Genomic DNA, 26,504 nt, shown 5'->3' with positions numbered 1-26,504 from the left:
ACAAGAACTTTAGATGTTTGATAAAGTTCTTGTGCCATTTTTTCTATTTTAAGAAGGTGAATTATTCTTTTGAATTGAAAAACTAGAATTACTAGGCAATTCAAAAATTTCTAAATTAAAATAAGGAACAGCTGCAATGATATGATCGAAGATATCAGACATAATGTATTCGTAATTTTTCCAACGTTTATCATTACTAAAAGTATAAATCTCTAAAGGAATTCCTTGGCTTCCTGGTTCTAGTTGACGTACCATAATCATCATTTCTTTATTTGTACCAGAATGATTTTCTATATAAGTTTCAATATATTTTCTAAAAACACCAATATTGGTAAGGTTTCTACCATTTAAAAGTAATTCTTTATTGATGTTATTTTTCTTGTTATAATCGTCAATATTTGCCTGACGAGTTTCTAAGTAAGTGGTAATCGATTGAATTTTCTTAAAATTATCTACTTCCTCTTTAGATAAATAATGAATACTATCTAAATTAATATTTAAAGATCTTTTAATACGCCTTCCATCAGAATCTTCCATTCCTCTCCAGTTTTTAAAGGAATCAGAAATTAAAGCGTATGTAGGAATTGTAGTAATGGTTTTATCAAAATTTTGAACTTTTACGGTAGATAGATTAATTTCGGTAACATCACCATCTGCACCATATTTTTCAAACGTAATCCAATCTCCAATTCTTACCATGTCATTAATAGAGACCTGAATACTAGCAACAAAACCTAATATGGTATCCTTAAAAATCAAAATAATTACTGCCGAAGCAGCTCCAATAGTGGTAATAAATTTGATAAATTCTATGCCTGTAATAATCGCAAAGGCAGATAAAATTCCGAAGGTCCAAGAAAAAATCATAAATACCTGAATGTAGCTATCTATAGGTTTGTCTTTTAAACGAGGTACTGTTTTTAAGTAATCTTTAAGAGAACTTAATAGGCTTCTTACAATCCAAAGTATAAGTACAATTGTAAAAACTTCCAATCCTTTTTGAACTATATTTTCAATATACGGATAATCTATAAACACGAAGGGTACGCACTCTAAAGCAAAAATTAAAGGCATGATATGCGCTATATTCCGTGGCACTTTATTTTTTATTAATAAATCATCGAAATTAGTTTTACTTCTAAGAGCAAACTGCGAAAATAATTGTAGAATAATTTTTTTAATGATAAAATCGATTAAAAATGAAATTATTAATACAGCTATTAGTAAAGCAAACATATTTAGATATGTGGCAGATGCCTCTGAAATTCCTGTTGATACTAAATAATCGTATAATAGGTGAGCAATTTTCATGGGTATGCAATTTTCGAAGAAACTTTCTTCGTTTTAAAATAGATTTTTCTACTACTTAAAAAGTATGACGTTGTTCATCTATAGCTGATGCGCTTAATAGTTGATTAAACTCTTTAATGCTGTCAAAATTTTTGGTAATTTCTTCAGATACTGCAACTCCAGAAATACCAGTTTCTAAAATAGCAGTTACATCTGCAGTAGCAATACCACCAGCACCAATAATTGGAGTTTCTGTTTTTAAAGCGTCCATAATTGCAGTAAAGCCATGCAAACCTAAAACGGTAGGTACTTCTTCTTTGGTTTCTGCTCTTCTAAACGGACTTAAACTAATATAATCTACTTTTTTACTAATTAAAGTCTTACAATCTTGCAAAGTATTTGCGGTTCCACCAATAATTTGCCAAGTAAATAAGTGCTCTAGTGCAGTTGTAGCACAGAAATCTGTATTTTCTATATGAACACCATCTGCCTTTACTTCTTTTGCTATTTTGTAATTATTGGTTAAAATTAATCTTGTTTGAAAATGAGAAGTAATTTCTCGAGCTTCAGTTGCAATTTTTAAATATTTTTTTTCTGAAACAGTATTCAACCGCAACTGTACTAATTCTGCACCAGATGAACATGCTTTTTGAATGTTTTCTAGATGTTCTTTTGGAGAGTTTCCTTGAGAAATATAATGTAGTTTAGGTATCATAAAGTATTCGTTTTTTATTAGAAATTTAGAGTACTATAAAAGTATAAATTTGCAGAAGCCTAAATTGCTACTGTTTTAGAATACTCCATAAATTGAGTTTCCAAGCGTTTTAACATTGGATTTATTTTTTCAGAATAAATTACATACTGGCATTTGTAAATACTCTGTGTAATTGCCATAAGATCTGTATATGCCTTTTTTTGGACTAAAAACTCAGCATCATCAATATTAAAAATCTTTAGCTGTGTCATATTTAGGCCTTCTAATAAAAGCAACTTACAAACCGTTTTAGGAGTCGCGATAAGAATATCTACTCCTTCAAAAATTTCTGAGGTAAGTACTTCAATATGTAACTTATCATCACAAGCATATACACGAAGAGAAGAATGTCTGGTGTACTTTAAAAAGATTTCATTTAATTCTAAAACTTTTTCTCTGTTTTCAACTAAAACGATGGCTCTTGGCGCAACGCCAACTTCTTCACACTTTAACTTTTGCATGGTTGTAAGAATAAGCGCTGTAGTTTTACCACTATCTTTTGGCGCAATACAGTACAAATTAGCACCACTTTTTATAACAGGAATACTCGCCTTTTGAAATGGCGTAGGTGTACTTATTTCTAGAGTTTCTAACTTCTCTTTTATATCTAAATGTAATTTTTTAAAAGGCATAAGAATTATAGCGATAATTATTTAATGATATAACGATATTAAAAGAGGCAAAGATACAATTAAATTGACGTATTTATTACTACAAATAGCTACTTAGAATGTACTTAGTTAAATGTATTTATCATTTTTCTTTTAGTAAAAAAGCAGTATAAAATTCATACCCAATTATACCTTATGAAATGATGAATTTGTTGCCATAAACCCTCCTCAAAACAGCGCTTTTTATTGATGAAATTCACTCAGTTTTAGCATAAAACTTATCAAAAGATAAAATCACAATCCTTTTGCAACCGAGTTGCACTAAAATTATTTTATCTTTGTAAAGTGAAAATACTTACAATCATATTGTCTTTTTATTTACTAGGGCTCAACTTTGCACCTTGTGGAGATACGGCTGTAAATAAAAGCGATATCAATTCAGAAATTTCACAATTAATAGATTCAGATCACGGGCATTCTACAATTGATACCTGTTCTCCTTTCTGCCATTGTAACTGCTGTCATGTTCATACAATTGCTTTTGATATTTTAAAGTTTAAGCCTATAAAGCTTTTGATGCCTCAGCTACATACCAAATACTTTGATGGTAGAAACAAAGGGTATCAAAACTCACTATTACAACCACCACGCGTATAATTCAGTTTTTTAGAGGATACTTATATCCAATTTCGAACCATCGTTGGTTCTATTCATTTCGAAGTGTTCTAATTTTTATATCAGAATTACTTTGAAAACGAACACTGAATTAAACATTTTCTATGATTAATAAAATCATTGATTTTTCAATCAATAACAAATTTATAATTGGTTTGCTAACGCTTACCATTGCAGCAGCAGGAATTTGGAGCATGACCAAAGTTCCTATAGATGCTGTGCCAGATATTACAAACAACCAAGTACAAGTAATTACCCAAGCACCTAATTTAGGTACAGAAGACATTGAACAAATAGTTACCTATCCGGTAGAAGTTGCGATGAGCAATTTACCAGGTGTTCAAGAAATTCGTTCTGTTTCTCGTTTTGGCTTATCAGTCGTTACCATTGTTTTTAACGACGATATGGGTACTTATTTACCGCGTCAATTAGTAGCCGAAAAATTAAACGAAGTGCAAGGAGAAATTCCATCCGGATTTGGAGAACCTTCCATGGGGCCTATTTCTTCTGGTTTGGGAGAAATTTATCAATACACACTTGAAGTAGCCCCAGCATTTAAAGACACGTATTCAATAACCGATTTACGAACCATGCAAGATTGGATTGTACAACGTCAAATGGCGATGGTTAAAGGTGTGGTTGAAGTAAACGCCATTGGCGGAAAAATTAAGCAATATGAAGTAGCAGTAGATCCTGATGAATTAAAAGCTATCGGGGTAACCATTACGGATGTTTTTGAGGCATTAGAAGCGAACAACCAAAATACGGGTGGTGCGTATATTGAAAAAAATCATCAAGCTAATTTTATTCGTGGAGAAGGATTGGCAAGAAGCTTAGATGATATCAGAAAGATTGCGGTTAAAAACACGAATAACATTCCGATTACTATTGGAGACATTGCAACGGTTCAATTTGGTGCTGCCATCCGATATGGTGCAATGACCCAAGATGGTACTGGCGAAGTTGTTGGCGGCATGGTAATGATGCTTAAAGGTGCAAATTCTAACGATGTAATAGCTAATGTAAAGCAAAGAATGCTAGAAATTGAAAGTTCTTTGCCAGAGGGTGTTACTATCGAGCCCTTATTAGATCGAAGTAAATTAATAGCCGAAACAACTACTACGGTTTCTAGAAATCTTATGGAAGGCGCATTAATCGTTATTTTTGTGCTGATTTTTCTATTAGGAAATTGGCGTGGTGGTTTAATTGTCGCTTCAACTATTCCGTTGTCTTTATTGTTTGCTTTTATTTTAATGAATGCCTTCGGTGTTTGGGCAAACTTAATGAGTTTAGGTGCTATCGATTTCGGAATTATTGTAGATGGTGCTGTAATTATTGTAGAAAGCACCGTTTTTCTAATAGCTTCACAAATATTAAAAAAGAAGAAATTAACGAGTAAAGAGCGCGATGGTGTTGCTTCAAAAGCATCAAAAAAGATGATGAATGCGGCCTTCTTTGGGCAACTTATTATTCTAATTGTTTTCTTACCAATTCTAGCATTAGAGGGCATTGAAGGAAAAATGTTTAAACCTATGGCGTTGACTTTCATTTTTGCTATGATTGGTGCCATGATTCTTTGTTTAACGTATGTACCAATGATGTCTGCCTTAATTTTAAGAGCTCCAAAATCTGACAAAAAATCGTACGGTGATAAATTTGTACATTGGGTAGAACGCAAATACCAACCATTATTAGAAAAAGCTTTAAAAAAAGGCAAATGGATTGTGGGTGTTGCGGTTGTTTTATTCGGAATTACAGTGTTTATGTTTTCTAAAATGGGAGGTGAGTTTATTCCACAATTAGACGAAGGTGATATTGCATTTCATGCCATTTTAAAACCAGGAAGTTCTCTTACAGAAACTATTGAAACAACCACCAAAATAGAGCAAATTGTAAAAGCGGAATTTCCAGAGGTTAAAAAAATAGTAAGTCGTATTGGTGTTGCAGAAATACCAACAGACCCAATGCCAATGGATATTGCAGATGTTTTTGTAATTCTGAAACCCAAAAGCGAGTGGACTTCTGCTACTTCTAAAGATGAGCTGATCGATAAAATTAAGAAAGCTGTAGAAATTATTCCTGGTGTAAATTATGAATTTAGTCAGCCTATTGAAATGCGTTTTAATGAATTATTAGAAGGTGTAAGAGAAGACATTGCTATTAAAATTTATGGAGAAGACATTAATGTGCTCTCTCAAAAGGCACAAGAAATTTCAAAAATAATAGCAGGAACACCAGGTATTGGAGATATGAAGGCAGAAGCTACCACAGGCTTACCACAAATGACAATTACCTACAATAGAAATAAATTGGCACAATATGGTTTGCAAATAAATACACTGAATCAAATGGTGCAATCTGCATTTGCAGGAGGAACCGCAGGTATTATTTTTGAAGGTGAAAAACGTTTCGATTTAGTAGTGCGTTTAAATTCAGCAAATCGTAAAGACATTTCAGATATAGAAAATTTGTATATCAATTTGCCATCTGGGGCACAAATTCCGCTTCGTGAAGTTGCAACTGTGAGTTACAAGTCGGGGCCGATGCAAATTAGTAGAGACAATACCAACAGAAGAACCTATGTGGGTATTAATGTAAGAGGTCGCGATGTAAAATCGTTAGTAGAAGAAATAAAATTAAAATTAGATGCACAACTAGAGTTGCCTTCTGGTTATTTTATTCGTTACGGAGGCGCTTTTGAGAATTTAGAACGTGCTAGTAATCGTTTACAAACCGTGGTACCAATTGCGTTACTTCTTATTTTTGTATTGATTTATTTTGCCTTAAAATCGTTGCCACAAACGTTAATGATCTACATCGCAATTCCAATGGCAACCATTGGGGGTGTTGTGGCATTATGGCTTAGAGACATGCCTTTTAGTATTTCTGCAGGTGTTGGTTTTATTGTGCTGTTTGGTGTTGCTGTTTTAAACGGATTGGTAATGGTTAGCGGCTTAAATGAATTAAAAGAAGAAGGTGTTACCAATTTAAAAGATCGAATTATCGAAGGTACAAAACGTAGAATCAGACCAATTATGTTAACCGCTTTTACAGATGTTTTAGGTTTTTTACCCATGGCAATTTCAGCATCAGCAGGTGCAGAGGTACAACGTCCTTTAGCAACGGTTGTTATTGGTGGTTTATTAACATCAACATTATTAACCTTGTTTGTTTTACCAATATTATACCATTGGGTAGAAAATAAAACGTTCCATTTTAAAATGAATAAAAAAGCAATTACAGTTACAGCAGTTTTCGTATTTATATTCTTTTTGCCAATTTCTTCAAATGCACAACAAGCTACGGATGGATTGCAAGTGATTTCTCTAGAAGATGCCGTGAAATTATCAAAAGAAAACTATCCGAGTTTAAAAGAAAGTCAGTTAGAAATAAAGAAGCAACAACTATTAAAAAGTACTGCTTTCGATTTTGGAACTACACAAGTTTTTACTGGAGGAGAAGAATTAAATAATGGAACAGGAATTTATACAACCATTGGTGTTGGTCAATCTAATATTGATGTTTTTGGAATTTCATCAAAACTAAAACTACAAGAACAACGGATTCAACTTGCAGAAAAAGCGTTTTTACTCACAGAATTAGATTTAGAATTGCAAGTTAAAAAAGCTTGGGTAAAAACCCTTCAGACGAAAAGGAATTATAATTTGTATAAAGAATTGGATGCTATTTACATTAATTTTGAAAAATATGTAGCATTAAATTATGAAGTGGAGGCTATTTCTAAATTGGAATATTTAGCAGCAAAAAACCAAGCACTACAAATTCAAAATAAAACAAAAGAAGCTTATAGCGAATACATTATTGCGCTACAACAGTTAAATTTGTGGTTTGGTACAGATGCATTTTATACCGTTTCAGATGCGTTTGATGTTGTGAATGAAATAGACTTAAATATTTTTAAAGCCATATCACATCCGTTATATCGTCTTTCTAAACTAAAAGTAACGGAAGCAGCAGCCAATTATAAAGTAGCAAAAGCAGCCAATTTACCAAAGTTTAATTTGCAAGGAGGTTTGCAAAAAGTAAATGGCAACTCAGGGTTTTATACGTATCAAGTTGGTATTTCTATTCCGTTTTTATCTGGTAGTACAAAAGCACAAATTAAAACGGCAAAGATTGATACTGAAATAGCGAAGACAAATGTTCTGTTTAAGCAAAAGGAAGTAGAGTCTCAATTACTGCAAACCAAAGAGAAGTATAAAAAATGGAAAACTTCTTGGACCTTTTATAAAGAGAAAGTGTTGCCGCTTACCAAAGAACAGAGAAAAGGTGCTTTATTTGCTTACAAAGAAGGAGAGATTGATTATACAACCTTTACACAGCTTATAAAAGAAGCCATTCAATCTGAATTAGAAGCACAAAAAGCATTCATAAATTATATCGAAAGTACTTTCGAATTACAATATTTTAAAAATTAAGAAAAATGAAATTCAAAATATATACTATTTTAGCAATTGCAGTATTTTCAATGTTATTAACAGCATGTGGTCATAAAAAGGACGACGATCATTCACATGAAGAAGTCCTTAAAACAGAGGGGAAACAAGAAAAAAAAGAAGTAAAAGTGGAAGAAGCGATGCTTTCTGCAAAACAATTTGAAGCTTTACAAATGAAAGTAAGTACTGTTGCTTCTAGACAAATGAGTGGTTATGTGGAAGCAAACGGAACCTTAGAAGTGCCACCACAAAGTGAAGCAGCAATAACTTCGGTTGTTGGTGCAAATGTGGTTTCTATAGAAGTTATTGAAGGTGATAAAGTACATAAGAATCAAGTTGTGGCGTATTTATCGCATCCTACTATTATAAAAATGCAAACCGATTATTTAAATGCATTTAGCAATCGTAATTTCTTACAAAAAGGGTATGAGCGTCAGCAAAAATTATATGATGCAGGTGTGGGTTCTGGTGCAAATTTTCAAGAATCGGAAGCAGCATATAACGCTTCAAAAGCGTTAGTAAACGGAATGGGAGCACAGTTAAAACTATTAAATATAAATGCAACCGCTGTTCGTAGTGGTAAAATTTTGCAACGCATTGCTTTAAGAAGTCCTATTGAAGGTTTTGTGCAAAAAGTGGCTGTAAAAACAGGGCAATACGTAGAACCACAAACAGAATTATTCGAAATTGTAAATACACACCATGTGCATGCAGATTTAATGGTTTTCGAAAAAGACGTTTATAAGGTGAAAAAAGGACAGAAAGTAACATTTGATGTTCAGTCTATTCCGAATAAAGAATTATCAGCAGAAATTTATTCCGTTAGTAAAACTTTTGAAGACAATCCGAAAGCAGTTCATGTACATGCAGAAATTGAAAATAAACAAGGACATTTAATTCCGGGTATGTATATTAAAGGTCGAATTCAGGTTGAGAATACAAAAACATTGGCATTGCCAGAAAGTGCAATTACAAAAGAAGGAGATCGTTTTTATGTGTTTTCAGTAGAAAAGGAAAATGAAGATTGGAGTTTTAAACCCATTGAAGTAATTTTAGGTCAGAAAGATGGAGAATGGATCGCTGTTAAGTTTCTCAAAGAGATTTCAGAAAGCACAAAATTTGCATACAACAATGCGTATTACCTAATTGCAGAAATGAAAAAAGGAGACACAGCACACGAACACTAGTATATGAAAACAATAGAAGAACTATTCGCGTCAAAAAATATTCGTATTACAGCAATGCGTTTATTAATTTATAAGTTTCTTGCACAAAAACAAGTAACCGTAACTTTAAGTGACATTGAAAATGCTTTTGACAAAGCAGACAGAACCACGTTGTACAGAACCGTAAAAACGTTTGAAGAAAAAGGTATTGTACATCAAGTAGATGATGGTACAGGTATTACAAAATATGCACTTTGCGAACAGGGTTGTAGTTGTACAATTGAAACAGATTTACACCTGCATTTTCATTGCAATAATTGCAATACAACCATTTGTTTAACAGATCATAAAATTCCACAAATAAAAGTACCAGAGGGTTTTGTATCTGAAAATGTAAACTTGGTTGTAAAAGGTATTTGTGATAAGTGTAGTAAAAATTAATGCACTTCCATTGCATAGTCTTTTAAGGTAAATTTGAAGTATCTAACAAGAAATACATGATACTATGACTTTTAATTTTAAAATAACGAAACACTTAAAATCAATTTTTAAGGTGGAGTACGTATTGTATGAAAAGGCTATGCATACCCAAAATTTAGAATTGGCCTGGTATCATTTAGAAAGGCTACACATTATTGGGCAGTCTTACCCTTTAGAGCATTCCTATTCTCATTGGTTAATGTTAAAATTTGGGTTTCGTCAGAAAAATGTAAAAGAAGTTTTTGGTCAAGTTATTAGATTATTAGTAGGTGGTTGGAAATCTTTTATAAACCAGATTCCTACAGGAAACTCAGGTGGGGCAAATGTTCATCCATTAAAGAAAATGGAGTTACCAGATGATCTAAAATTAGTATTCAAATACAATAAAGAATAACGAATGAAAAAAGAGCAACTCAATTTAAGAGACATAAAACCGAACGCTAAAGAAGAACACAACCATGATGATGGGCACAATCATGATGGAGATTCAGGTGGATTTAAAGCCTACATTCCAGCAATTGTAAGTTTTACAATGTTGATGATTGGTATTGGGTTCGATTCTTTTGATATTGCTTTTTTTAAAGACTGGATTCGTATTGTTTGGTACGGAATCGCATACATACCTGTCGGACTTCCGGTAGTTAAAGAAGGGTGGAAAAGCATTTTAAAAGGAGATGTTTTTACCGAATTCTTCTTAATGTCTATTGCAACCATTGGTGCATTTGTTATTGGAGAATACCCAGAAGGTGTTGCAGTGATGTTATTTTATGCAGTAGGTGAATTGTTTCAAAGTGCTGCGGTAAACAAAGCAAAAGGAAACATTAAAGCCTTGTTAGATGTAAGACCCAAAGAAGCCAATGTTTTTAGAAACGGAAACACAAAGAGCGTTCCTCCAGAAACTGTTAAAATCGGAGAGAAAATCCAAATTAGAGTAGGAGAAAAGATTCCACTAGATGGTATCTTAATTTCAGAAAAAGCATCTTTAAATACGGCGGCTTTAACAGGAGAAAGCAAGCCAGATCGTATTAGAGAAGGAGCAAATGTATTTGCGGGAAGCATTAATTTAGAGAGTGTTATAGTGGTTGAGGTAACCAAAGAATTTAAGGACAGTTCTATTGCTAGAATTTTAGATTTAGTGCAAAATGCAACCGCTAGAAAATCTAAAACCGAATTATTTATTAGAAAATTCGCACGTATTTATACACCAATTGTTGTCTTTTTAGCGATTGGCGTAACCTTATTTCCTTACTTTTTTGTAGAAGATTATGTCTTTAGAGATTGGTTGTATCGTGCTTTAATCTTCTTAGTAGTTTCTTGTCCTTGTGCTTTGGTTATTTCTATTCCGTTGGGGTATTTTGGCGGACTAGGTGCAGCGTCTAAAAACGGAATTTTATTTAAAGGGGCTTCTTATCTAGAGGCAATGACCAAAATAAATACGTTGGTGCTAGACAAAACAGGTACCGTTACCAAAGGTGTATTTAAAATAACAGCAGTAAAGGCAGTTGGTTTTGATGAAACTGAGTTTATGAAATACCTCATGGCAATGGAAACACAATCTACACATCCTATTGCCAAAGCTATTTTAGAATACAAAGCAGAAGGAGTTCCTTTTAAGGCTACTGACGTCTCTGAAATTGCAGGAAAAGGTTTAAAAGGAGTTATCAATGGTAAAACGGTTTTGGTAGGAAACAAAGCTTTAATGACAGCGAATAATATTGAAGTGCTGCCAGAAACAGCATCTATTGTAGAGTCTATTGTTTTGGTAGCTATTAACGGTAAGTTTGCGGGCTATGTAGTACTTGCAGATGAATTGAAAGAAGATGCTAAAGAAACCATTATCAACTTACAAAAGGTGGGTATTGATACTATTATAATGCTTTCTGGTGATAAAGATACTATTACTCAAAAAGTAGCTGCCGAATTGAATATTAAAATAGCAAAAGGCGGCTTGTTGCCAGAAGACAAGTTAAATGAAGTAGAAATTTTAAAACAGCATCCGAAAAATAAAATTGCTTTTATAGGTGATGGAATCAACGATGCCCCTGTTTTAGCAGCAAGTGATGTTGGTATTGCCATGGGGGGGTTGGGTAGTGATGTTGCTATCGAAACAGCAGACGTTATTATTCAAACAGATCAACCATCTAAAGTGGTAAAAGCGATAAAAATTAGTCGTTCTACTAGAAAAATTGTTTGGCAGAACATAACGTTGGCTTTCGGAGTTAAAGTAATTGTTCTAATTTTAAGCGCAGGAGGTTTGGCAACTATGTGGGAAGCAGTGTTTGCAGATGTTGGTGTGGCTTTGTTGGCCATATTAAATGCGGTGAGATTGCAAAGAATGAAATGGAACTAGCTTTAAAGCGAATTCTAAGATGCTCTAAAAAGTTATTTTTTTACTATTAAAACTGAAAATCTCATTTATTTTTTAAATGAGATTTTTGTAGTATAAAGTTCTTTTTTAAGAGGTTTTTTATTGTTTGAATTTAAGAACGATGCTGTTATTCGTTAAAACAAATTTTATGGTTTTTAGCGGCAAATAACACTAACAGAAAATTAAAGCTAAAAACAGTTAAATTCTCCATCAAAATAACATTTTTAAAGAAATTTAAAGAAATAATACCAGCTATTTTAAAGTAGATTATTTATAAAAAACTTAAAAATGTTATTGCATTCATAGATTAATTTCATTTTTTTTACACATAACTTAATATTCGTCTTAAAATTTATTATTTTTAGCTATCTTATAAAATTAAAATTACTTTGAATATAAAGAAGTAATTTTGCTTTTTTTTTAAGAGAAATAATTTTACAATAAATGGAAAATTTAATTACATTTTCAATTACCGTTTTTACAGGTTTTTTTGCGATTACAAACCCAATATCTAACATGACTGTTTTTTTGTCTTTAACCAGAGGTGAAGATAAAAAAACAAAGGCAGACATTAATAAAAGAGCAAATATAATAGCGTTTATAATTGTTACTGTTTTTATTCTTTTGGGTAAATATATTTTTGAATTATTCAACATTAGTATTCCTGCATTTAAGATAACAGGTGGTATTTTAATCTTCTTTATTGGGTTCGATATGCTACAATCTAAACAATCTAATGTAAAAAGTCTAGAGAGTGTAGATGAAGATGAAGATATAGCGGTATCGCCGCTTGCCATTCCTATTTTAGCGGGTCCAGGTACAATTGTTACTGCCATGAACTTTGTTTCTAATGCTGGTAATTTGCAAATTTTCTTGGTAATCGCTATTTTCGGACTCATGAGTTTAATTACCTTTTTTACCTTTAGATTAAGTGATCTTGTTGTTAAAATAGTAGGTAATAACGTAATTTCTGTAATTGGAAAAATAATGGGATTAATTATTGCAATTATTGGTACCGGTATGATTATACAAGGAATTAAAATTTCTTTCGATTTAATTTCTAAATAAATCTAGTATTTAATATAAAATAAAAAAGCCCTGATATAAATCAGGGCTTTTTTTTATGAAGTAAATAAATTATTATTTCTTACTAGCATTGTTAAACTGGTAAGTAACACCAAAATTAATTCCGAAAGAAGAATAAGGTACTTTTTGTGATAATTTTTTAGAAGCATCTCTATTGCCATTCGGTAAATTATCTACGTATGTAGTTTTCTTTACAAAACCTGGAGGTAAATTATCTAAAGACTTATAACCAGCTACTGCAACAGTACCATCTGGTAAAACAATATCTGTATTAAATGCTGTAATTTCAGAATCTTTTCTTTTCAAACTAATTCCGTAATATTCTGCTTCAGCAAAAAGAGAAAAATGAGTATTTAAGTCAAACTTATACCCAAGTGCACCAACAAAACCTAAAGGAAAATGTCCGTGGTAATCTTCTACATAATTTGTTTCAGAATAAGAACCTAACGGTAGCTTTAAAGCGTTTGCTTCTGCTTGCGAAAAAACAGATTTTTTATACACAACTGCCTCTGTTTTACCACCTACTTTTATTAAAGCACCAAAACGGCCATATAAATTATTAGTAAATCGATACACTATAGAAGCAGATGCACCAAAAGCACGTGCTCTAGCAACAGCATCTATATCTACATTTGTGTTAAGATCACCATTTTCGTAAAACTCATAACCTTTAGATATAGTTTGATCTGCACCTCTTAAATACCCAACAGCTAGATCTACACCAAAAGATTCATTAAAAAAATAACTTCCTCTTATTTGAATATTGGCTCCTTCACCATAACTACCATAGCTATTTTCTGTTTCAGAGATATTAATTTCTTCTCCTAACTTCATTCCGGCACTACCAAAAGCATACCCAGAGCTAACAGAAACTTGATATTGCCCGTAAGACATTGTGCTTATTAAAAGGGCTGTAAATACTGTGATTAAATGTTTCATAATGTAATAAATTTGAATTTTTTTTAAATAAAAAGGTTAAAATACTTTTCTCTAATAAAAGATGCTTAGAGTGTATAAATGTAAATATTTTCGCATAGAAATGTGCTATTTATTTGAAAATATTATCAGTAATTTCTCTAACAAATTGTACTACTGAACTGTAGCTTTTTTTTAAGACAATTCCTTTTGTGTTGTTAAAAAAAGGCCTTTTTCACTTAATGTATTGGTAGCTAGAGAAATTGCAAGAAAGAGTAATAGGTACCATTATTAAAACTTAGCAATCACACTATTTTAAAATCATAATTATTGGTTTATTAGAAAGCCTTAAACTATAAATTATCCATTGGGTGGCCCAAATTTTAAAATAAAAGATAATTGAATTGATTTGCTCGAAATAATAATAGAAGTTAAGTGGTTATATCTGCTTGAAATATTATTAAAATAAAGTAGGTTTCAAGAGTACCAATCTAAATATTATTTACACCTCGTTTTTCTAATATACCTACTAGAAGTTTAATCACTTCAGATGTAAGACGTTTAAAACAATAGGTCTTAGAGTGTTAATTGAATTTATGGCGTTTTAAGCATCCGACCATAAATTACTATTAAATAGGATTATGCTAAAAAAATGGTTTTCTAATATAAAACTTTTACAAAGAGAATTAAAGCCACTAATTAAGGTGAAACTTAAGGAAACATAAAGTGTATTGAAAAATGTAACCTGATTTTAAATTTGTCGTGTATTTTTAATTTCATAAATTTGAATCTAAATCATTAAAAAATATGCTCGCAATATATAACACCTTAATCTTACAATTACCAATAGGTACGCCAAATCCAGACGATAACCAACCGTTAGATTTTACAGATCCATTTGAAGTGATTGTAATTATCATTATGCCTATTTTAGCTTTTTTATTTTATATTCTTTGGAGAAAGAAGCGAAAGAATAAAAAATAATTTTAGCTACATATAGGTTCGATACGTAAAGCATCTTAATGGCTTTATTTAAGTAAAGGCGCTAAAACAGCCCAAACATTTTTAGCCAATATTTGATGTCCTTCTTTTGTTGGATGAATACCGTCTGACTGATTTAAAGCGGCAGTACCACCAACATTTTCTAATAAAAAAGGAATTAAATACACCTCATTTTTTTTTGCCAATGCAGGAAATATATTTTTAAATTCAGAAGTATAATCTTGTCCCATATTAGGCGGAATTTGCATGCCTGCTAAAACAATTTTTGTAGTAGGATACTTGTTTTTAACTGCAGTTATAATGGCTTGTAGATTTTCTTTTGTTTGTTTTAAAGGAACACCTCTTAAACCATCATTTGCGCCCAATTCTAAAACAAAAATGCTTGGTTTTTCATTTAAAACCCAATCGATTCTATTTTTTCCACCCGAAGTAGTTTCTCCACTTACACCAGAATTTACAATACTGTAATCTAATTGTAAAGAATCTATTTTATGTTGAATAATTCCAGGAAAAGCATCGGTAACATCTGTTAAACCGTAACCAGCAGTTAAACTATCACCAAAAAAAACAATTCTTTTAACAGCATTTTTTTCAGGTTGCTTAATTTGAGTTTTAGGAGTCGTGGTTTCTATAGTTGTTGCTTTTTTAGGAACATCCGATTTACAAGCGCAAAGAAATACCAACAAAGAAAAACAACAAAATTTTAAGAAAACATTTGGTATTCTATTGTTGGTATGTTTCAGTAATTGTTTATTTTTCAACATCAGCATATTTTAGATAAAAATTAAATAAAAATAATGTCAAATATATTAAAGATTAATGATTTAGAGAAAACGTATAGCAGTGGATCTAAAAAATTAACAGTAATTAGTCATATTTTTTTTGAAGTAGCAAAAGGAAGTGTTTTTTCAATTGTAGGTCCATCTGGAAGTGGTAAAACTACGTTATTAGGCTTGTGTGCAGGTTTAGATTACCCAAGTTCAGGAACCGTTGAACTATGCGGCATCCCTCTACAGAATTTAAATGAAGATGAACGTGCGGCATTAAGAAACAAAGAAGTAGGCTTTATTTTTCAGAACTTTCAACTGCTTCCTACATTAACCGCTTTAGAAAACGTCATTGTACCTTTAGAATTGCAAGGCGAAAAAAATGCAACTAAATTTGGTATCGCTTTATTAGAAAAGGTAGGGTTAGCAGATCGTTTGCACCATTATCCGTCTCAATTATCTGGCGGAGAACAACAACGCGTGGCATTGGCAAGAGCTTTTTCTAACAAACCGTCTATTTTATTTGCCGATGAACCCACCGGAAATTTAGACGAAGAAACAGGCGAAAAGGTAATTCAATTACTTTTTGAATTGAACAAAGAAGCCGGCACTACTTTGGTAATTATTACACACGATTTAGATTTGGCAAACAGAACACAACAAATTTTACGCTTAAAAGGAGGGAAGATTACTTCAAACGAAAAAACCAACACTATTTAATGAGCAAGATCAATTCTAAAGCAAATTTTAAATGGCTTTTAAAAATGGCTTGGAGAGACGGTAAAGCAAGCCTTTCTAGATTAATGCTCTTTATGGCATCTATTATATTAGGCATTGCAGCAGTGGTTTCCATTCAATTATTTAGTGATAATTTAAAACAAAACATACAACTACAATCGAAAGCCTTAATGGGTGCCGATTTTATTATTGATAGCAAACAAATTCCTTCTAAAAAAGTACAGGCAATTATAGATTCTTTAGGAGCAACTGCTTCTGAAGTGAACTTTGTTTCTATGGCTGCTTTCCCTAAAAATAATGGCACCAAATTAGTAAAAGTAAGGGCTATTGAAGGTGCGTTCCCTTTTTACGGAGATTTAGCAACAGATCCTGTAGCTGCTGGTAAAAATTATCAAGAAATAGGCGGTGCATTGGTAGATGCTACGTTGCTATTGCAATACAATCTAAATCCGGGCGATTCAATAAAATTAGGCAAACTTACAATTCCCATTTTAGGTGCTTTAAAATCAATTCCGGGTAGTACAGCGATTTCATCTTCTATAGCACCAACCGTTTTAATTCCTTATCGTTTTTTAGAAGAAACCGCATTGTTGCAAGTAGGTAGTAGAAAAGAATACCAATACTTTTTTGAAGCTCCAACAACGGATTTAGAAAGATTGGATGAAAAAATAAATCCAATTCTTAAAGCTGAAAATGCTGATTTAGACACCCATACAAGTACAAGCGAACGTTTGGGAAGAAGGTATGATAATGTGAGTCGGTTTTTAAATCTAGTTGCTTTTATTGCCCTTTTATTAGGGTGTATTGGTATTGCGAGTTCTGTACATATTTATATCAAAGAAAAACTAAAAAATGTAGCTGTTTTAAAATGTTTAGGAGCCTCTAGAAAGCAAACATTTTTAATGTATTTGCTTCAAATTATAAGTATCGGGTTTATTGGTGGTGTAATTGGGTCTGCCATAGGAACAGCTTTACAATATGCATTCCCTTATATTTTACAAGATTTTTTACCCTTTAATGTAGCCGTATCAATTTCTATTTGGCCTATAATTATGGGGGTTGCTTTGGGTGTTGTAATGTCTGTTTTATTTGCATTATTACCATTATTAGGCACTTGGTATGTATCGCCATTAGAAGTTTTAAGAGGTGCTGAAGACAATTTACAAAAGCCTAAAATAGCACGAATTGCAGTAGGGTTTTTAATACTACTTTTTATCTTTTTGTTTTCTTTTTGGATTCTAAAAGATGCCCTAAATGGTTTGTTTTTTACACTTGGTATTTCTATCACATTTGCTATTATGACAGGTGTAGCGAATATCTTTATTAAGCTAATTAAAAAATACTTTCCAAGTTCTTGGGGCTATACCAATCGCCAAAGTTTGTTAAACTTATTTCGCCCCAACAACCAAACCATGGTGCTTGTTTTGGCTATTGGTTTTGGTACTTTTTTAATAAGTACGTTGTATTTTACCAAAGATATTTTACTTGTTAAAACGGCTATTGAAAATAAAAAAAGTGATGCCAATATCATTTTAATGGACGTGCAAAGTACTCAAGAAACGGCACTTTTAGAAACCTTTAAAAGCAAAGGCTTAGAAGTAATCGATAACATACCCATCATTACCATGCGCATGCAAAGCATTCGAGGTACATCTGTAAATGAGATTCGCAAAGACAGTACGGTTAAAATGCGTAAGTGGATTTTAAATAGAGAATTTAGAGTTACCTACAGAGATGCTTTATCTGCAACAGAAGAGATTGTAGCGGGCGATTTTACAAGAAAAAGAACACCAGGAACGCCTATTTATATATCTATTGCAGACAATATTGCCAGAGATGCAAATTTAGAGGTAGGAGATGCCGTTGTTTTTAATATTCAAGGAGTATTGATGGAAACGATTGTAGGGAGTATTCGAAAAGTAGATTGGAGTAGTATGAAGGTCAATTTTTCAATTTTATTTCCAACCGGAGTATTAGAAAATGCACCGAAATTTAATGTGATGACCACACATGTCTCTAACAAAGAAGATTCCGCAGCCTTACAAAGAGACTTGGTACAACAATTCCCCAATGTAACTATTTTAGATTTAAGACAAGTATTTACGCTTGTAGAAGGTATTTTAGATAAAATCTCATGGATTATTAATTTTATGGCATTTTTTAGCATTTTAACAGGTTTTATTGTGCTCATAGGTGCTGTTAGAAACAGCAAATACCAGCGAATTAAAGAAAGTGTTTTGCTAAGAACTTTAGGAGCAAAAAGCAAACAAATTTTACAAATTACAGCCTTAGAATATGTCTATTTAGGAATCTTAGGAAGTTTAACAGGTATTTTATTGTCTTTAATTGGGAGTCAGTTATTGGCCACCTTTTTATTTAAAGAACCTTTTATACCCTCCGTAATTCCTTTTCTAGTCTTTTTACCTGGAGTTACTTTTTTAGTGGTACTTATTGGTATCAGTAATTTAAAATCGGTTTTAAGAAGTCCGCCTTTAGAGGTGTTGAGAAAAGAGGTGTAAAGTTTTTCATTTATAATAGTCATTGCGAAGCATGAAGCAATCTCACGTAAAGAGGAGAACGCAACAGTAAGAATAGGGTACGAGTGTCATTGCGAAGCATGAAGCAATCTCACGTAAAGAGGAGAACGCAACAGTAAGAACAGGGCACGAGTGTCATTGCGAAGTATGAAGCAATCTCACGTAAAGAGGAGAACGTAACAGTAAGAAAGGGTATGAGTGTCATTGCGAAGTATGAAGCAATCTCACGTAAAGAGGAGGACGCAACAGTAAGAACAGGGTTTGAGTGTCATTGCGAAGTATGAAGCAATCTCACGTAAAGAGGAGAACGCAACAGTAATAACAGAAAGAATAGAACGTTCTAATTAACAGATTGCTTCGTGCCTCGCAATGACGAGTGTAAAGAACAAATTCTGAGTGTCATTGCGAAGTATGAAGCAATCTCACATAAAGAGGAGAACGCAACAGTAAGAACAGGGTACGAGTGTCATTGCGAAGTATGAAGCAATCTCACGTAACGAGGAGAGCATAACAGTAAGAACAGGGTACGAGTGTCATTGCGAAGTATGAAGCAATCTCACGTAAAGAGGAGAACTCAACAGTAATAACAGGAAGCATAGAACGTTCTAATTAACGGATTGCTTCGTACCTCGCAATGACGAGTGTAAAGAACAGGTTCTGAGTGTCATTGCGAAGCATGAAGCAATCTCACGTAAAGAGGAGAACGTAACAGTAAGAACAGAAAGCATAGAACGTTCTAATTAACAGATTGCTTCGTACCTCGCAATGACGAGTGTAAAGAGCAGGGTATGAGTGTCATTGCGAAGTATGAAGCAATCTCACGTAAAGAGGAGAACGTAACAGTAAGAACAGGGTTTGAGTGTCATTGCGAAGTATGAAGCAATCTCACGTAAAGAGGAGAACGTAACAGTAAGAACAGGGTACGAGTGTCATTGCGAAGTATGAAGCAATCTCACGTAACGAGGAGAGCATAACAGTAAGAACAGGGTACGAGTGTCATTGCGAAGCATGAAGCAATCTCACGTAAAGAGTAGAACGCAACAGTAATAACAGAAGGCATAGAACGTTCTAATTAACAGATTGCTTCGTGCCTCGCAATGACGAGTGTAAAGAACAAATTCTGAGTGTCATTGCGAAGTATGAAGCAATCTCACATAAAGAGGAGGACGCAACAGTAAGAACAGGTTCTGAGTGTCATTGCGAAGCATGAAGCAATCTCACGTAAAGAGTAGAACGCAACAGTAAGAACAGGAAGCATAGAACATTCTAATTAACAGATTGCTTTAGCTTCGTACCTTGCAACAGGCTGTACCTCGCAATGACGAGTGTAAAAAAAACCTCGCAATAACAGATACGAATATAATTGAAAAGATGAAACCAGGCTTTATATACATACTAACCAATAAAAATAACACCACACTATATGTTGGTGTAACATCTAATTTAGAACAGCGAATAAAACAACACCGCAATAAGGTTGATCAAAAATCGTTTACGGCTCGGTATAATTTAGATAAACTGGTGTATTTTGAATCGTTTCAAATGATTGGTGATGCTATTGCAAGAGAAAAACAATTAAAAGCGGGTAATAGAGCAAATAAAGTAGCATTAATAGAAAGTATGAATCCTAATTGGAAGCATCTGTTATAGTTATTGCAAGCAGTGTGTTATTTCGAAGAATGAAGCAATCTCACACAAAGAGTAGATTTTGAGTTAGAGTTATTCATAGAGATGAAATTAACATTATTTATATTTTACAATTATGATCTAAAATAAAAACAGCGAGAAGTAAAAAAGAACTGATAGAAAAATCTATTGAAGAAATTTCACTTTTTATAGATACCTATAATTATCCGAATTGAATTGTAGTAAAATTAAAAGAAATTACTCAATTTCTTTTAAAAGCAACACATGGTAACTTTTAGAAAAAAGGCCACTTTTATTAAAAAGCAACAATCGCGTATTTATACCTATAAAATTTTATTTATATTAGCGCATAAAACACTCAATTTCAACAGGGTACATTGCTAAGAAAAAATACTTATGAAAAAAGAAAAAAAAGACCAACCCGTTTTACAAAACAGGCATTTAGAATTCGATGCCCATTTATTCGAAAATGAAGTATGGCTTACTACAGAAGAAGCCATGGCACATTTAAATGTAAGCCGCAGCACCATGTACAGGTTGCGAAAACACCACAACATACCTAGTTTTAAATTAGGTCATAGCCCCATGTACCCCAAACACTTATTAAATAAGTTGTTTATACACAAGGCGCTTAGAAATGTAAATAATTCGTAAACAATTAGCAAACGGTTCGCAGTCTTTTTAGAAATTGTACAACAAAAATAAGGATTGAAAAAAAACGTGTGTACGCATAACATTTTGTTGTTATACGCAAACACGTTCTAAATAACCTGTGTATGAATGCTGTTTTTACAGTACGGTAACAGTACCCATATAGGTGCTTATTGCCGCAAAATTGGTTTCTGGCTTGGTAAAAGATGCCCAAACTTCCACCTCAAAACTTGCCATAAAATCGGGTAATGTTACGGTTGCCGTTGTGGCATCTCTGGTGGCAACTGCCAAATTGCTATAAAACAAATTTAGGTCGGGTGCATAGACCACCACCATAAAAGCATCGGTAGTTGTGGCTTTCCCTTGGCCGCTATTGTCTTGCCATCCAAAATTTAGAATGCGTCCGGCTGCTGCAGTCATAGTACCACCATCAATTCCTCTTAAATCTCCTTTGCTTACCAATACTTTGGCATAATCCATTACCATGCCCAATGGGCTGCTTACTACTGCATTTTTAAGATGATAAGAAGTTGCCAAGTTAGAACGCGATTTATCGCCCTGTGTATTCCCAAAATAACGATTTAATATCGCTACAATCGGACTTAAAAAACCAATAACGGTTTTAAATTTTTGACGTTGTTCTTCCTGTTTTGCGGTAGCTGTATAATTACCACGCTGTGGTAAACTTCGCATTACATTTTTACCTCGCCATCTAGCGCCTACTACGTTGCCTACTTTGCCAGAAAATCCGCCAAGTATTCCTTTTTCAAATGTTGCCATAATTTTTTTTTATGATTAATAGATGTCAAATCTAAAACCTAAAACTCACACTTACAAACACTTGACACTTGCTGACATGTATTGACACAAACTGACGGTTTGTAAACGGTACTGACCGCTACTGACACATTTAGACACGGTATAAAACATAATGACCGCTGCTGACACGTAATGACACAAAAACAACCTTTTTAGAGGGTTTTGTTCGGGTTTGGTTCGGGCTTGGTTCGAAGACTGGAAGTCCTTATTTTTTAAAAATGGACTTTTTAGGGAGCAAACCCGAGGCAGATTCGAGGTAGGTTAAATGGATTCGAGTGTCATTTCGAGGGGGAACGACGTGGCAATCTCACATAAAGAATGGCAGTTAAGAGTGCACACAATAAATAAAATGCAATAATAAACAGATTGCTTCGTGCCTCGCAATGACAGATTCGAGTGTCATTGCGAGTAGCTACGACGTGGCAATCTCACATAAAGAATGGAAGGTAAGAGTGCGTACACAATAAATAGAATGCAAAAATAAAGAGATTGCTTTTGCTTCGGCTTCGCAATGACGATTCGAGTGTCATTGCGAAGAGAAACGACATGGCAATCTCACGTAAAGAATGGCAGTTAAGAGTGCGTACACAATAAATAGAATGTAATAGTAAACAGATTGCTTCGTGCCTCGCAATGACAGATTCGAGTGTCATTACGAGGAGGAACGACGTGGTAATCTCACATAAAGAATGGAAGATAAGAATGCGTACACAATAAATAAGATGTAATAGTAAACAGATTGCTTCGTGCCTCGCAATGACAGATTCGAGTGTCATTGCGAAGAGAAACGACATGGCAATCTCACGTAAAGAATGGCGGTTAAAAGTGCGTATACAAAAAATAGATGTAATAGTAAACAGATTGCTTTTGCTTCGTACCTCGCAACAAGCTGTGCCTCGCAATGACAGATTCGAGTGTCATTGCAAGGAGGAACGACGTGGCAATCTCACATAAAGAATGGCAGTTAAGAGTGCGTACACAATAAATAGAATGCAATAATAAACAGATTGCTTTTGCTTCGGCTTCGCAATAACAGATTCGAGTGTCATTGCGAGGAGGAACGACGTGGCAATCTCACATAAAGAATGGAAGGTAAGAGTGCGTACACAATAAATAGAATGCAATAATAAAGAGATTGCTTTTGCTTCGTACCTCGCAACAAGCTGTGCCTCGCAATGACAGATTCTTAAAACCTACTACTTACCTAAAAAATAAAGTTGAAAAAAAACACGCTTTTTTTAGGACATGTATGAAAACTTTGTATATTCGCAATCTTTAAAAAAAACAATGCATTACGAGAGTAATTTGCACGTTCATTGAAACAATAAATGATAGGGGAGATACTCAAGCGGCCAACGAGGACGGACTGTAACTCCGTTGACTACGTCTTCGCAGGTTCGAATCCTGCTCTCCCCACAATTTAGCTGTTCTGCACTCTAAAAGGAATTAAATTTCTTCTTAATGCTAAGGAACTAATACTCTTATTAATTATCGACTAAAAGTACTATTTTGCTGATTTTTATTGAGGGATTACTTTGCTTGGGTGCTATTGCCTTTTCTTTTCGTTACAAAAAAGAGAATTTATTTTCAAGTTCAATTAACCATTTTTCTCTTTTCTCTTTACTAACTTGCTTTACTTGATTATAACTTATCCATTTTCTATTCTTAAAACCTATTTTCCAAAAAGTACCTAAAAGCATTGCTTTTTTTATGGCGTTCCCAAATAAAAATCGATATAAATAATTTGGCGTATTCATTGTCGTTATCATTGTAACTCCTTTTAACTTGTTCCATAAAGGCATCATTCTTGTATTCTTTGCATTTGTATAGTCGTAAGCAGTACCAGGAAAAATTACTTTGTCTACAAAACCTTTTGTTATTGCAGGCATTAATTCCCACCAAATAGGGAAGATAAACACTAAATGGTCTGCATTTTTTATTCTATTGCTATAATCAATTACTTTTGGGTCAATTGGTTTTTTATCACGAAAAGCTCTTAAATCTTCTGCTGTCATTACAGGATTAAAGTTGTCTTTGTCTAAATGAATAAGGTCAATTAGGTGATTCCCTTTTGTAAGTCCGTTTGTTACCGATTGCAAAATGGCATTACAAAAACTACCCTTATAAGGGTGATTAAATACGATTACTACTTTCATTTTATAATGTTTTAAATTTATATTACAAAAGTGGGCAGGTCTAAATAAGTAAACGATAACAATTGTAAAGAAATGCGTTTACTTTCGGTTTCGTATACGACTTAATGAAACAGGTGTAATTCCTAAAAAAGAAGCAATATAATGCTGTGGAACTCTCAATAGAATTTCAGGGTTCTTTTTTAAAAGTTCTAAATATCTTTTTTCTGGATTGTCTTTGATTCTTGAAAGAAATAGTTTTTGATAAATAATGAGCCGCTTAAAAGTGTGTTCTTCTATTTGCTGTTTAATTTTTGTTGATGTGTTAATAATTGTCTGTAAATCTCTTTTAGAAATTGAATGTATAATACACTGTTCTACACTCTGAATTGTAAATAAACTTGGCTGGTGCGTTCGAAAACTTTCAATTGAAGAAACGCTTTCTCCTTCAAAGAAAAACTGAAAAGTAATATCTTTTTCATCATTATTAAAACACACTCTTAAACAACCTTTCTCAATAAAGAATGCTTGTTTAGCAATTTCTCCTTCATTTAATAAAATTGTCTTTGCAGGAATTTCTTGTTTTTTAAAAAGGTATTTGAATTTATTCCACTCGGTGTGTTCTGTTTTAAAGCCTTCCATTTTTTAATTATTTCTCTTTTTTTTCAAGATTCTGATAGGGGTGAAGCTAATGGTTTTATGTATGGTTTGTTAGGTGTTTTAAGCACTTAATTAAAATTATGACAAATATTTCTTAGATATAGCTATTCTTAGCGACTTGTTACCTTTTTAATTTTTCCAAGCTGCTCCTAAAGCCAATGCATAAAGAGCGAATATGCCTGTTATAATTAGTAATATTATTGAAATACTAAGTATTATTTTAGCAAATATATTTTTCTTGTTCATTAAAGATAATACAGACAATATTAAAGGGATAAAAAATAATAAAGGAAATAATATTACTGAATCTCCTGGTAAAAGTGCCCAACTCAAAGGACTATCTTGAATAATTAATGCACAAATAAATAGTAGAATTAATAAAGTTATTATAGCTATGATATTTAATTTTCTACTTTTGTTTTTCATAATGTTTTCTTATTTATCGTATTTTAATTATTTATTTTTATTTACAATATTTATTTTGCATTTCAAAAATAAATTAAATAAATAGGAGAGAAGTTCTCGTTTTATAGCAACTATTTTCTAAACAGTAAAGTAAAGAAATAAATTACTTTGTAATTGATTCAGAACTTTCTTTTTGGCTAAAAGCAATATTTTTTCCAATAATAGATTCAGTATTTTATTCTCTTTTTAGTTTTTGAGAAAAATTAGCGACAATGAAAGTTAACGTGTTTGTGTATTGAAAGTTGCGTTTTTAATGAACGGCTATTTTCCGTAGGAAAATTGAAGTGAGTAAAAATGCAACTACTTTTGGTTAAGTATTAATATAGCAATTTTTAATACACGGTGTTGTAAAATGCGTATTTAATTTTTCCTTTTCAATTTTCGATAATTTATATTTTCCATTTTTTATATTTTCAAAATTCAGATTTGAGTAAGAATTCCGCAATTTGATTTTCAGAGTTTGAGTAAATTCACACCTTTTTTAGAATTTAGTTTTACTAACTTTAAAAACCAAATGTTAACAGAAAAGCATAGACTTTGTAGTTTGCACTTGAAAGCTACTTTTTATATACTGTGTTGTAGTTTCTATTTTTCCAAAAACTTTTTATTCCATTCTCATTTAAAATTAATATACTATCATTAATCCGTTCTATTTTATAAAATATTTTTTTGTTTTTTATTGGAATTCCAGAAGGTATGTCGCTTAAAAAAACATCAATAGCATAATCTCTATGTGATTTTAATTTAATTTCAACAGAATTGAAACCTAAATTCCGTAATTTAATTTTTATAGAATCTTGATTTTCTTTTTTTAAATAGACTATTCCATCTTTATTTAAATTTAGGTAAACTTTTTTTTTAATTTCAATATTTCCATTATAAGGATAAGGTAGAATACCTTCACTATCTTTAACAATAAACTTTAATTGTATAGAATCCTTACAGTTTTTGCTACTACTTATTATTTTGTACCTATATTTATTTCTGTTTTTAGTTTTATTAAAATCTAAAGTTAACAAAGAATCTTTACTTATTTGATAGGTACCTTCTCCATAATATGTGGAACTTATATGTCCAGAAGATTCATAACTAAATATTCCATTAATGAAATTATAACAAGTGCTTAAATCTGCATATTTATCATAATTACAATATTCTCCTTCTATTCTTATTTGAGAAAAAGTTTTAATACCAAATAAAAAAATTAATGAAATTATAACATTATACTTAATCATCTTATGCGTTTTAAAATTCACTTTTATTTCAGTATTTAGTTTTATAAAT

General features: G+C 32.5%; 22 protein-coding genes and 1 tRNA gene. 13 read left to right on the top strand and 10 right to left on the bottom strand.

What is annotated here, in order from left to right; genetic code table 11:
* Positions 1–48 precede the first annotated feature (48 nt).
* The 3 genes from CW731_RS03015 to CW731_RS03005 are packed head-to-tail and all read right to left on the bottom strand — an operon-like array spanning position 49 to position 2,676.
* Complete coding sequence (locus CW731_RS03015) at positions 49–1,311, bottom strand: mechanosensitive ion channel family protein (protein ID WP_100945338.1); 1,263 nt, start codon at positions 1,309–1,311, stop codon at positions 49–51.
* 55 nt (positions 1,312–1,366) lie between these two features.
* Positions 1,367–2,005 carry a thiamine phosphate synthase gene (locus CW731_RS03010; protein ID WP_100945337.1) on the bottom strand — a complete coding sequence of 213 codons (639 nt, stop codon included), beginning with the start codon at positions 2,003–2,005 and terminating at the stop codon, positions 1,367–1,369.
* Between the two features lie 59 nt (positions 2,006–2,064).
* A complete protein-coding gene (locus tag CW731_RS03005; RefSeq protein ID WP_100945336.1) occupies positions 2,065–2,676 on the bottom strand; it encodes a DEAD/DEAH box helicase in 612 nt (203 codons plus the stop codon).
* A gap of 324 nt (positions 2,677–3,000) precedes the next feature.
* Here CW731_RS03005 and CW731_RS15545 point away from each other — a divergent pair, with 324 nt between their 5' ends.
* The 7 genes from CW731_RS15545 (at position 3,001) to CW731_RS02975 (ending at position 12,869) form a co-directional block, all read left to right on the top strand.
* Positions 3,001–3,312 carry a DUF6660 family protein gene (locus tag CW731_RS15545; RefSeq protein WP_157812178.1) on the top strand — a complete coding sequence of 104 codons (312 nt, stop codon included), beginning with the start codon at positions 3,001–3,003 and terminating at the stop codon, positions 3,310–3,312.
* 122 nt (positions 3,313–3,434) lie between these two features.
* Positions 3,435–7,769 (top strand): CusA/CzcA family heavy metal efflux RND transporter, encoded by a 4,335-nt coding sequence (locus CW731_RS03000; RefSeq protein WP_100945335.1) that lies wholly within the window; start codon positions 3,435–3,437, stop codon positions 7,767–7,769.
* 5 nt (positions 7,770–7,774) lie between these two features.
* Positions 7,775–8,974 (top strand): efflux RND transporter periplasmic adaptor subunit, encoded by a 1,200-nt coding sequence (locus CW731_RS02995; protein WP_100945334.1) that lies wholly within the window; start codon positions 7,775–7,777, stop codon positions 8,972–8,974.
* A 3-nt stretch (positions 8,975–8,977) separates the two neighbouring features.
* On the top strand, positions 8,978–9,394 hold the full coding sequence (locus tag CW731_RS02990) for a Fur family transcriptional regulator (RefSeq protein WP_100945333.1): 417 nt from the start codon (positions 8,978–8,980) through the stop codon (positions 9,392–9,394).
* A gap of 64 nt (positions 9,395–9,458) precedes the next feature.
* Complete coding sequence (locus tag CW731_RS02985) at positions 9,459–9,827, top strand: DUF3703 domain-containing protein (protein WP_100945332.1); 369 nt, start codon at positions 9,459–9,461, stop codon at positions 9,825–9,827.
* Positions 9,828–9,830: 3 nt separating this feature from the next.
* Positions 9,831–11,783 carry a heavy metal translocating P-type ATPase gene (locus tag CW731_RS02980; RefSeq protein WP_100945331.1) on the top strand — a complete coding sequence of 651 codons (1,953 nt, stop codon included), beginning with the start codon at positions 9,831–9,833 and terminating at the stop codon, positions 11,781–11,783.
* A gap of 462 nt (positions 11,784–12,245) precedes the next feature.
* Positions 12,246–12,869 (top strand): MarC family protein, encoded by a 624-nt coding sequence (locus tag CW731_RS02975; RefSeq protein ID WP_100945330.1) that lies wholly within the window; start codon positions 12,246–12,248, stop codon positions 12,867–12,869.
* A gap of 72 nt (positions 12,870–12,941) precedes the next feature.
* On the opposite strand, the gene CW731_RS02970 is transcribed toward CW731_RS02975, so the two are convergent.
* Positions 12,942–13,826, bottom strand: a complete 885-nt coding sequence (locus CW731_RS02970) for an outer membrane beta-barrel protein (RefSeq protein WP_100945329.1) — start codon at positions 13,824–13,826, stop codon at positions 12,942–12,944.
* Positions 13,827–14,609: 783 nt separating this feature from the next.
* Here CW731_RS02970 and CW731_RS02965 point away from each other — a divergent pair.
* Positions 14,610–14,786 (top strand): adenylosuccinate synthetase, encoded by a 177-nt coding sequence (locus tag CW731_RS02965; RefSeq protein ID WP_100945328.1) that lies wholly within the window; start codon positions 14,610–14,612, stop codon positions 14,784–14,786.
* A 44-nt stretch (positions 14,787–14,830) separates the two neighbouring features.
* On the opposite strand, the gene CW731_RS02960 is transcribed toward CW731_RS02965, so the two are convergent.
* Positions 14,831–15,568 carry an arylesterase gene (locus CW731_RS02960; RefSeq protein WP_232734710.1) on the bottom strand — a complete coding sequence of 246 codons (738 nt, stop codon included), beginning with the start codon at positions 15,566–15,568 and terminating at the stop codon, positions 14,831–14,833.
* Positions 15,569–15,601: 33 nt separating this feature from the next.
* Here CW731_RS02960 and CW731_RS02955 point away from each other — a divergent pair, with 33 nt between their 5' ends.
* The 4 genes from CW731_RS02955 to CW731_RS02940 all read left to right on the top strand — a co-directional run bounded on the left by CW731_RS02955 (position 15,602) and on the right by CW731_RS02940 (position 21,147).
* Positions 15,602–16,291, top strand: coding sequence for an ABC transporter ATP-binding protein (locus CW731_RS02955; RefSeq protein WP_100945326.1), 690 nt, complete (start codon positions 15,602–15,604; stop codon positions 16,289–16,291).
* On the top strand, positions 16,291–18,828 hold the full coding sequence (locus tag CW731_RS02950) for an ABC transporter permease (RefSeq protein ID WP_232734709.1): 2,538 nt from the start codon (positions 16,291–16,293) through the stop codon (positions 18,826–18,828). Before CW731_RS02955 ends, CW731_RS02950 begins: the two co-directional genes overlap by 1 nt.
* 1,389 nt (positions 18,829–20,217) lie before the next feature.
* Positions 20,218–20,496 carry a GIY-YIG nuclease family protein gene (locus tag CW731_RS02945; protein ID WP_100947606.1) on the top strand — a complete coding sequence of 93 codons (279 nt, stop codon included), beginning with the start codon at positions 20,218–20,220 and terminating at the stop codon, positions 20,494–20,496.
* 393 nt (positions 20,497–20,889) lie between these two features.
* Positions 20,890–21,147 carry a helix-turn-helix domain-containing protein gene (locus tag CW731_RS02940; protein ID WP_100945325.1) on the top strand — a complete coding sequence of 86 codons (258 nt, stop codon included), beginning with the start codon at positions 20,890–20,892 and terminating at the stop codon, positions 21,145–21,147.
* A 135-nt stretch (positions 21,148–21,282) separates the two neighbouring features.
* Here CW731_RS02940 and CW731_RS02935 read toward each other — a convergent pair whose 3' ends face one another.
* Entirely contained in the window at positions 21,283–21,924 is a 642-nt protein-coding gene (locus CW731_RS02935) for a DUF6266 family protein (RefSeq protein WP_100945324.1), read from the bottom strand.
* A gap of 1,373 nt (positions 21,925–23,297) precedes the next feature.
* Between CW731_RS02935 and CW731_RS02930 the strand changes: the two genes are divergently transcribed.
* Positions 23,298–23,379: transfer RNA gene (locus CW731_RS02930), tRNA-Tyr, on the top strand.
* Positions 23,380–23,528: 149 nt separating this feature from the next.
* Here CW731_RS02930 and CW731_RS02925 read toward each other — a convergent pair.
* The 4 genes from CW731_RS02925 to CW731_RS02910 all read right to left on the bottom strand — a co-directional run bounded on the left by CW731_RS02925 (position 23,529) and on the right by CW731_RS02910 (position 26,455).
* Positions 23,529–24,119 carry an NAD(P)H-dependent oxidoreductase gene (locus CW731_RS02925; protein ID WP_100945323.1) on the bottom strand — a complete coding sequence of 197 codons (591 nt, stop codon included), beginning with the start codon at positions 24,117–24,119 and terminating at the stop codon, positions 23,529–23,531.
* Positions 24,120–24,197: 78 nt separating this feature from the next.
* Positions 24,198–24,737, bottom strand: a complete 540-nt coding sequence (locus CW731_RS02920; protein WP_100945322.1) for a Crp/Fnr family transcriptional regulator — start codon at positions 24,735–24,737, stop codon at positions 24,198–24,200.
* 147 nt (positions 24,738–24,884) lie between these two features.
* The gene (locus CW731_RS02915) at positions 24,885–25,181 is read right to left on the bottom strand and encodes a hypothetical protein (RefSeq protein ID WP_100945321.1); all 297 of its coding nucleotides are present in this window, start codon (positions 25,179–25,181) and stop codon (positions 24,885–24,887) included.
* Positions 25,182–25,777: 596 nt separating this feature from the next.
* The gene (locus tag CW731_RS02910) at positions 25,778–26,455 is read right to left on the bottom strand and encodes a hypothetical protein (protein ID WP_100945320.1); all 678 of its coding nucleotides are present in this window, start codon (positions 26,453–26,455) and stop codon (positions 25,778–25,780) included.
* Positions 26,456–26,504: the final 49 nt, after the last annotated feature.

It is taken from the genome of Polaribacter sp. ALD11, from assembly GCF_002831685.1.
GTDB lineage: Bacteria > Bacteroidota > Bacteroidia > Flavobacteriales > Flavobacteriaceae > Polaribacter.
The sequence above is the reverse complement of the archived record's forward strand: the minus strand, read 5'-3'. Positions and strand labels throughout refer to the sequence as shown.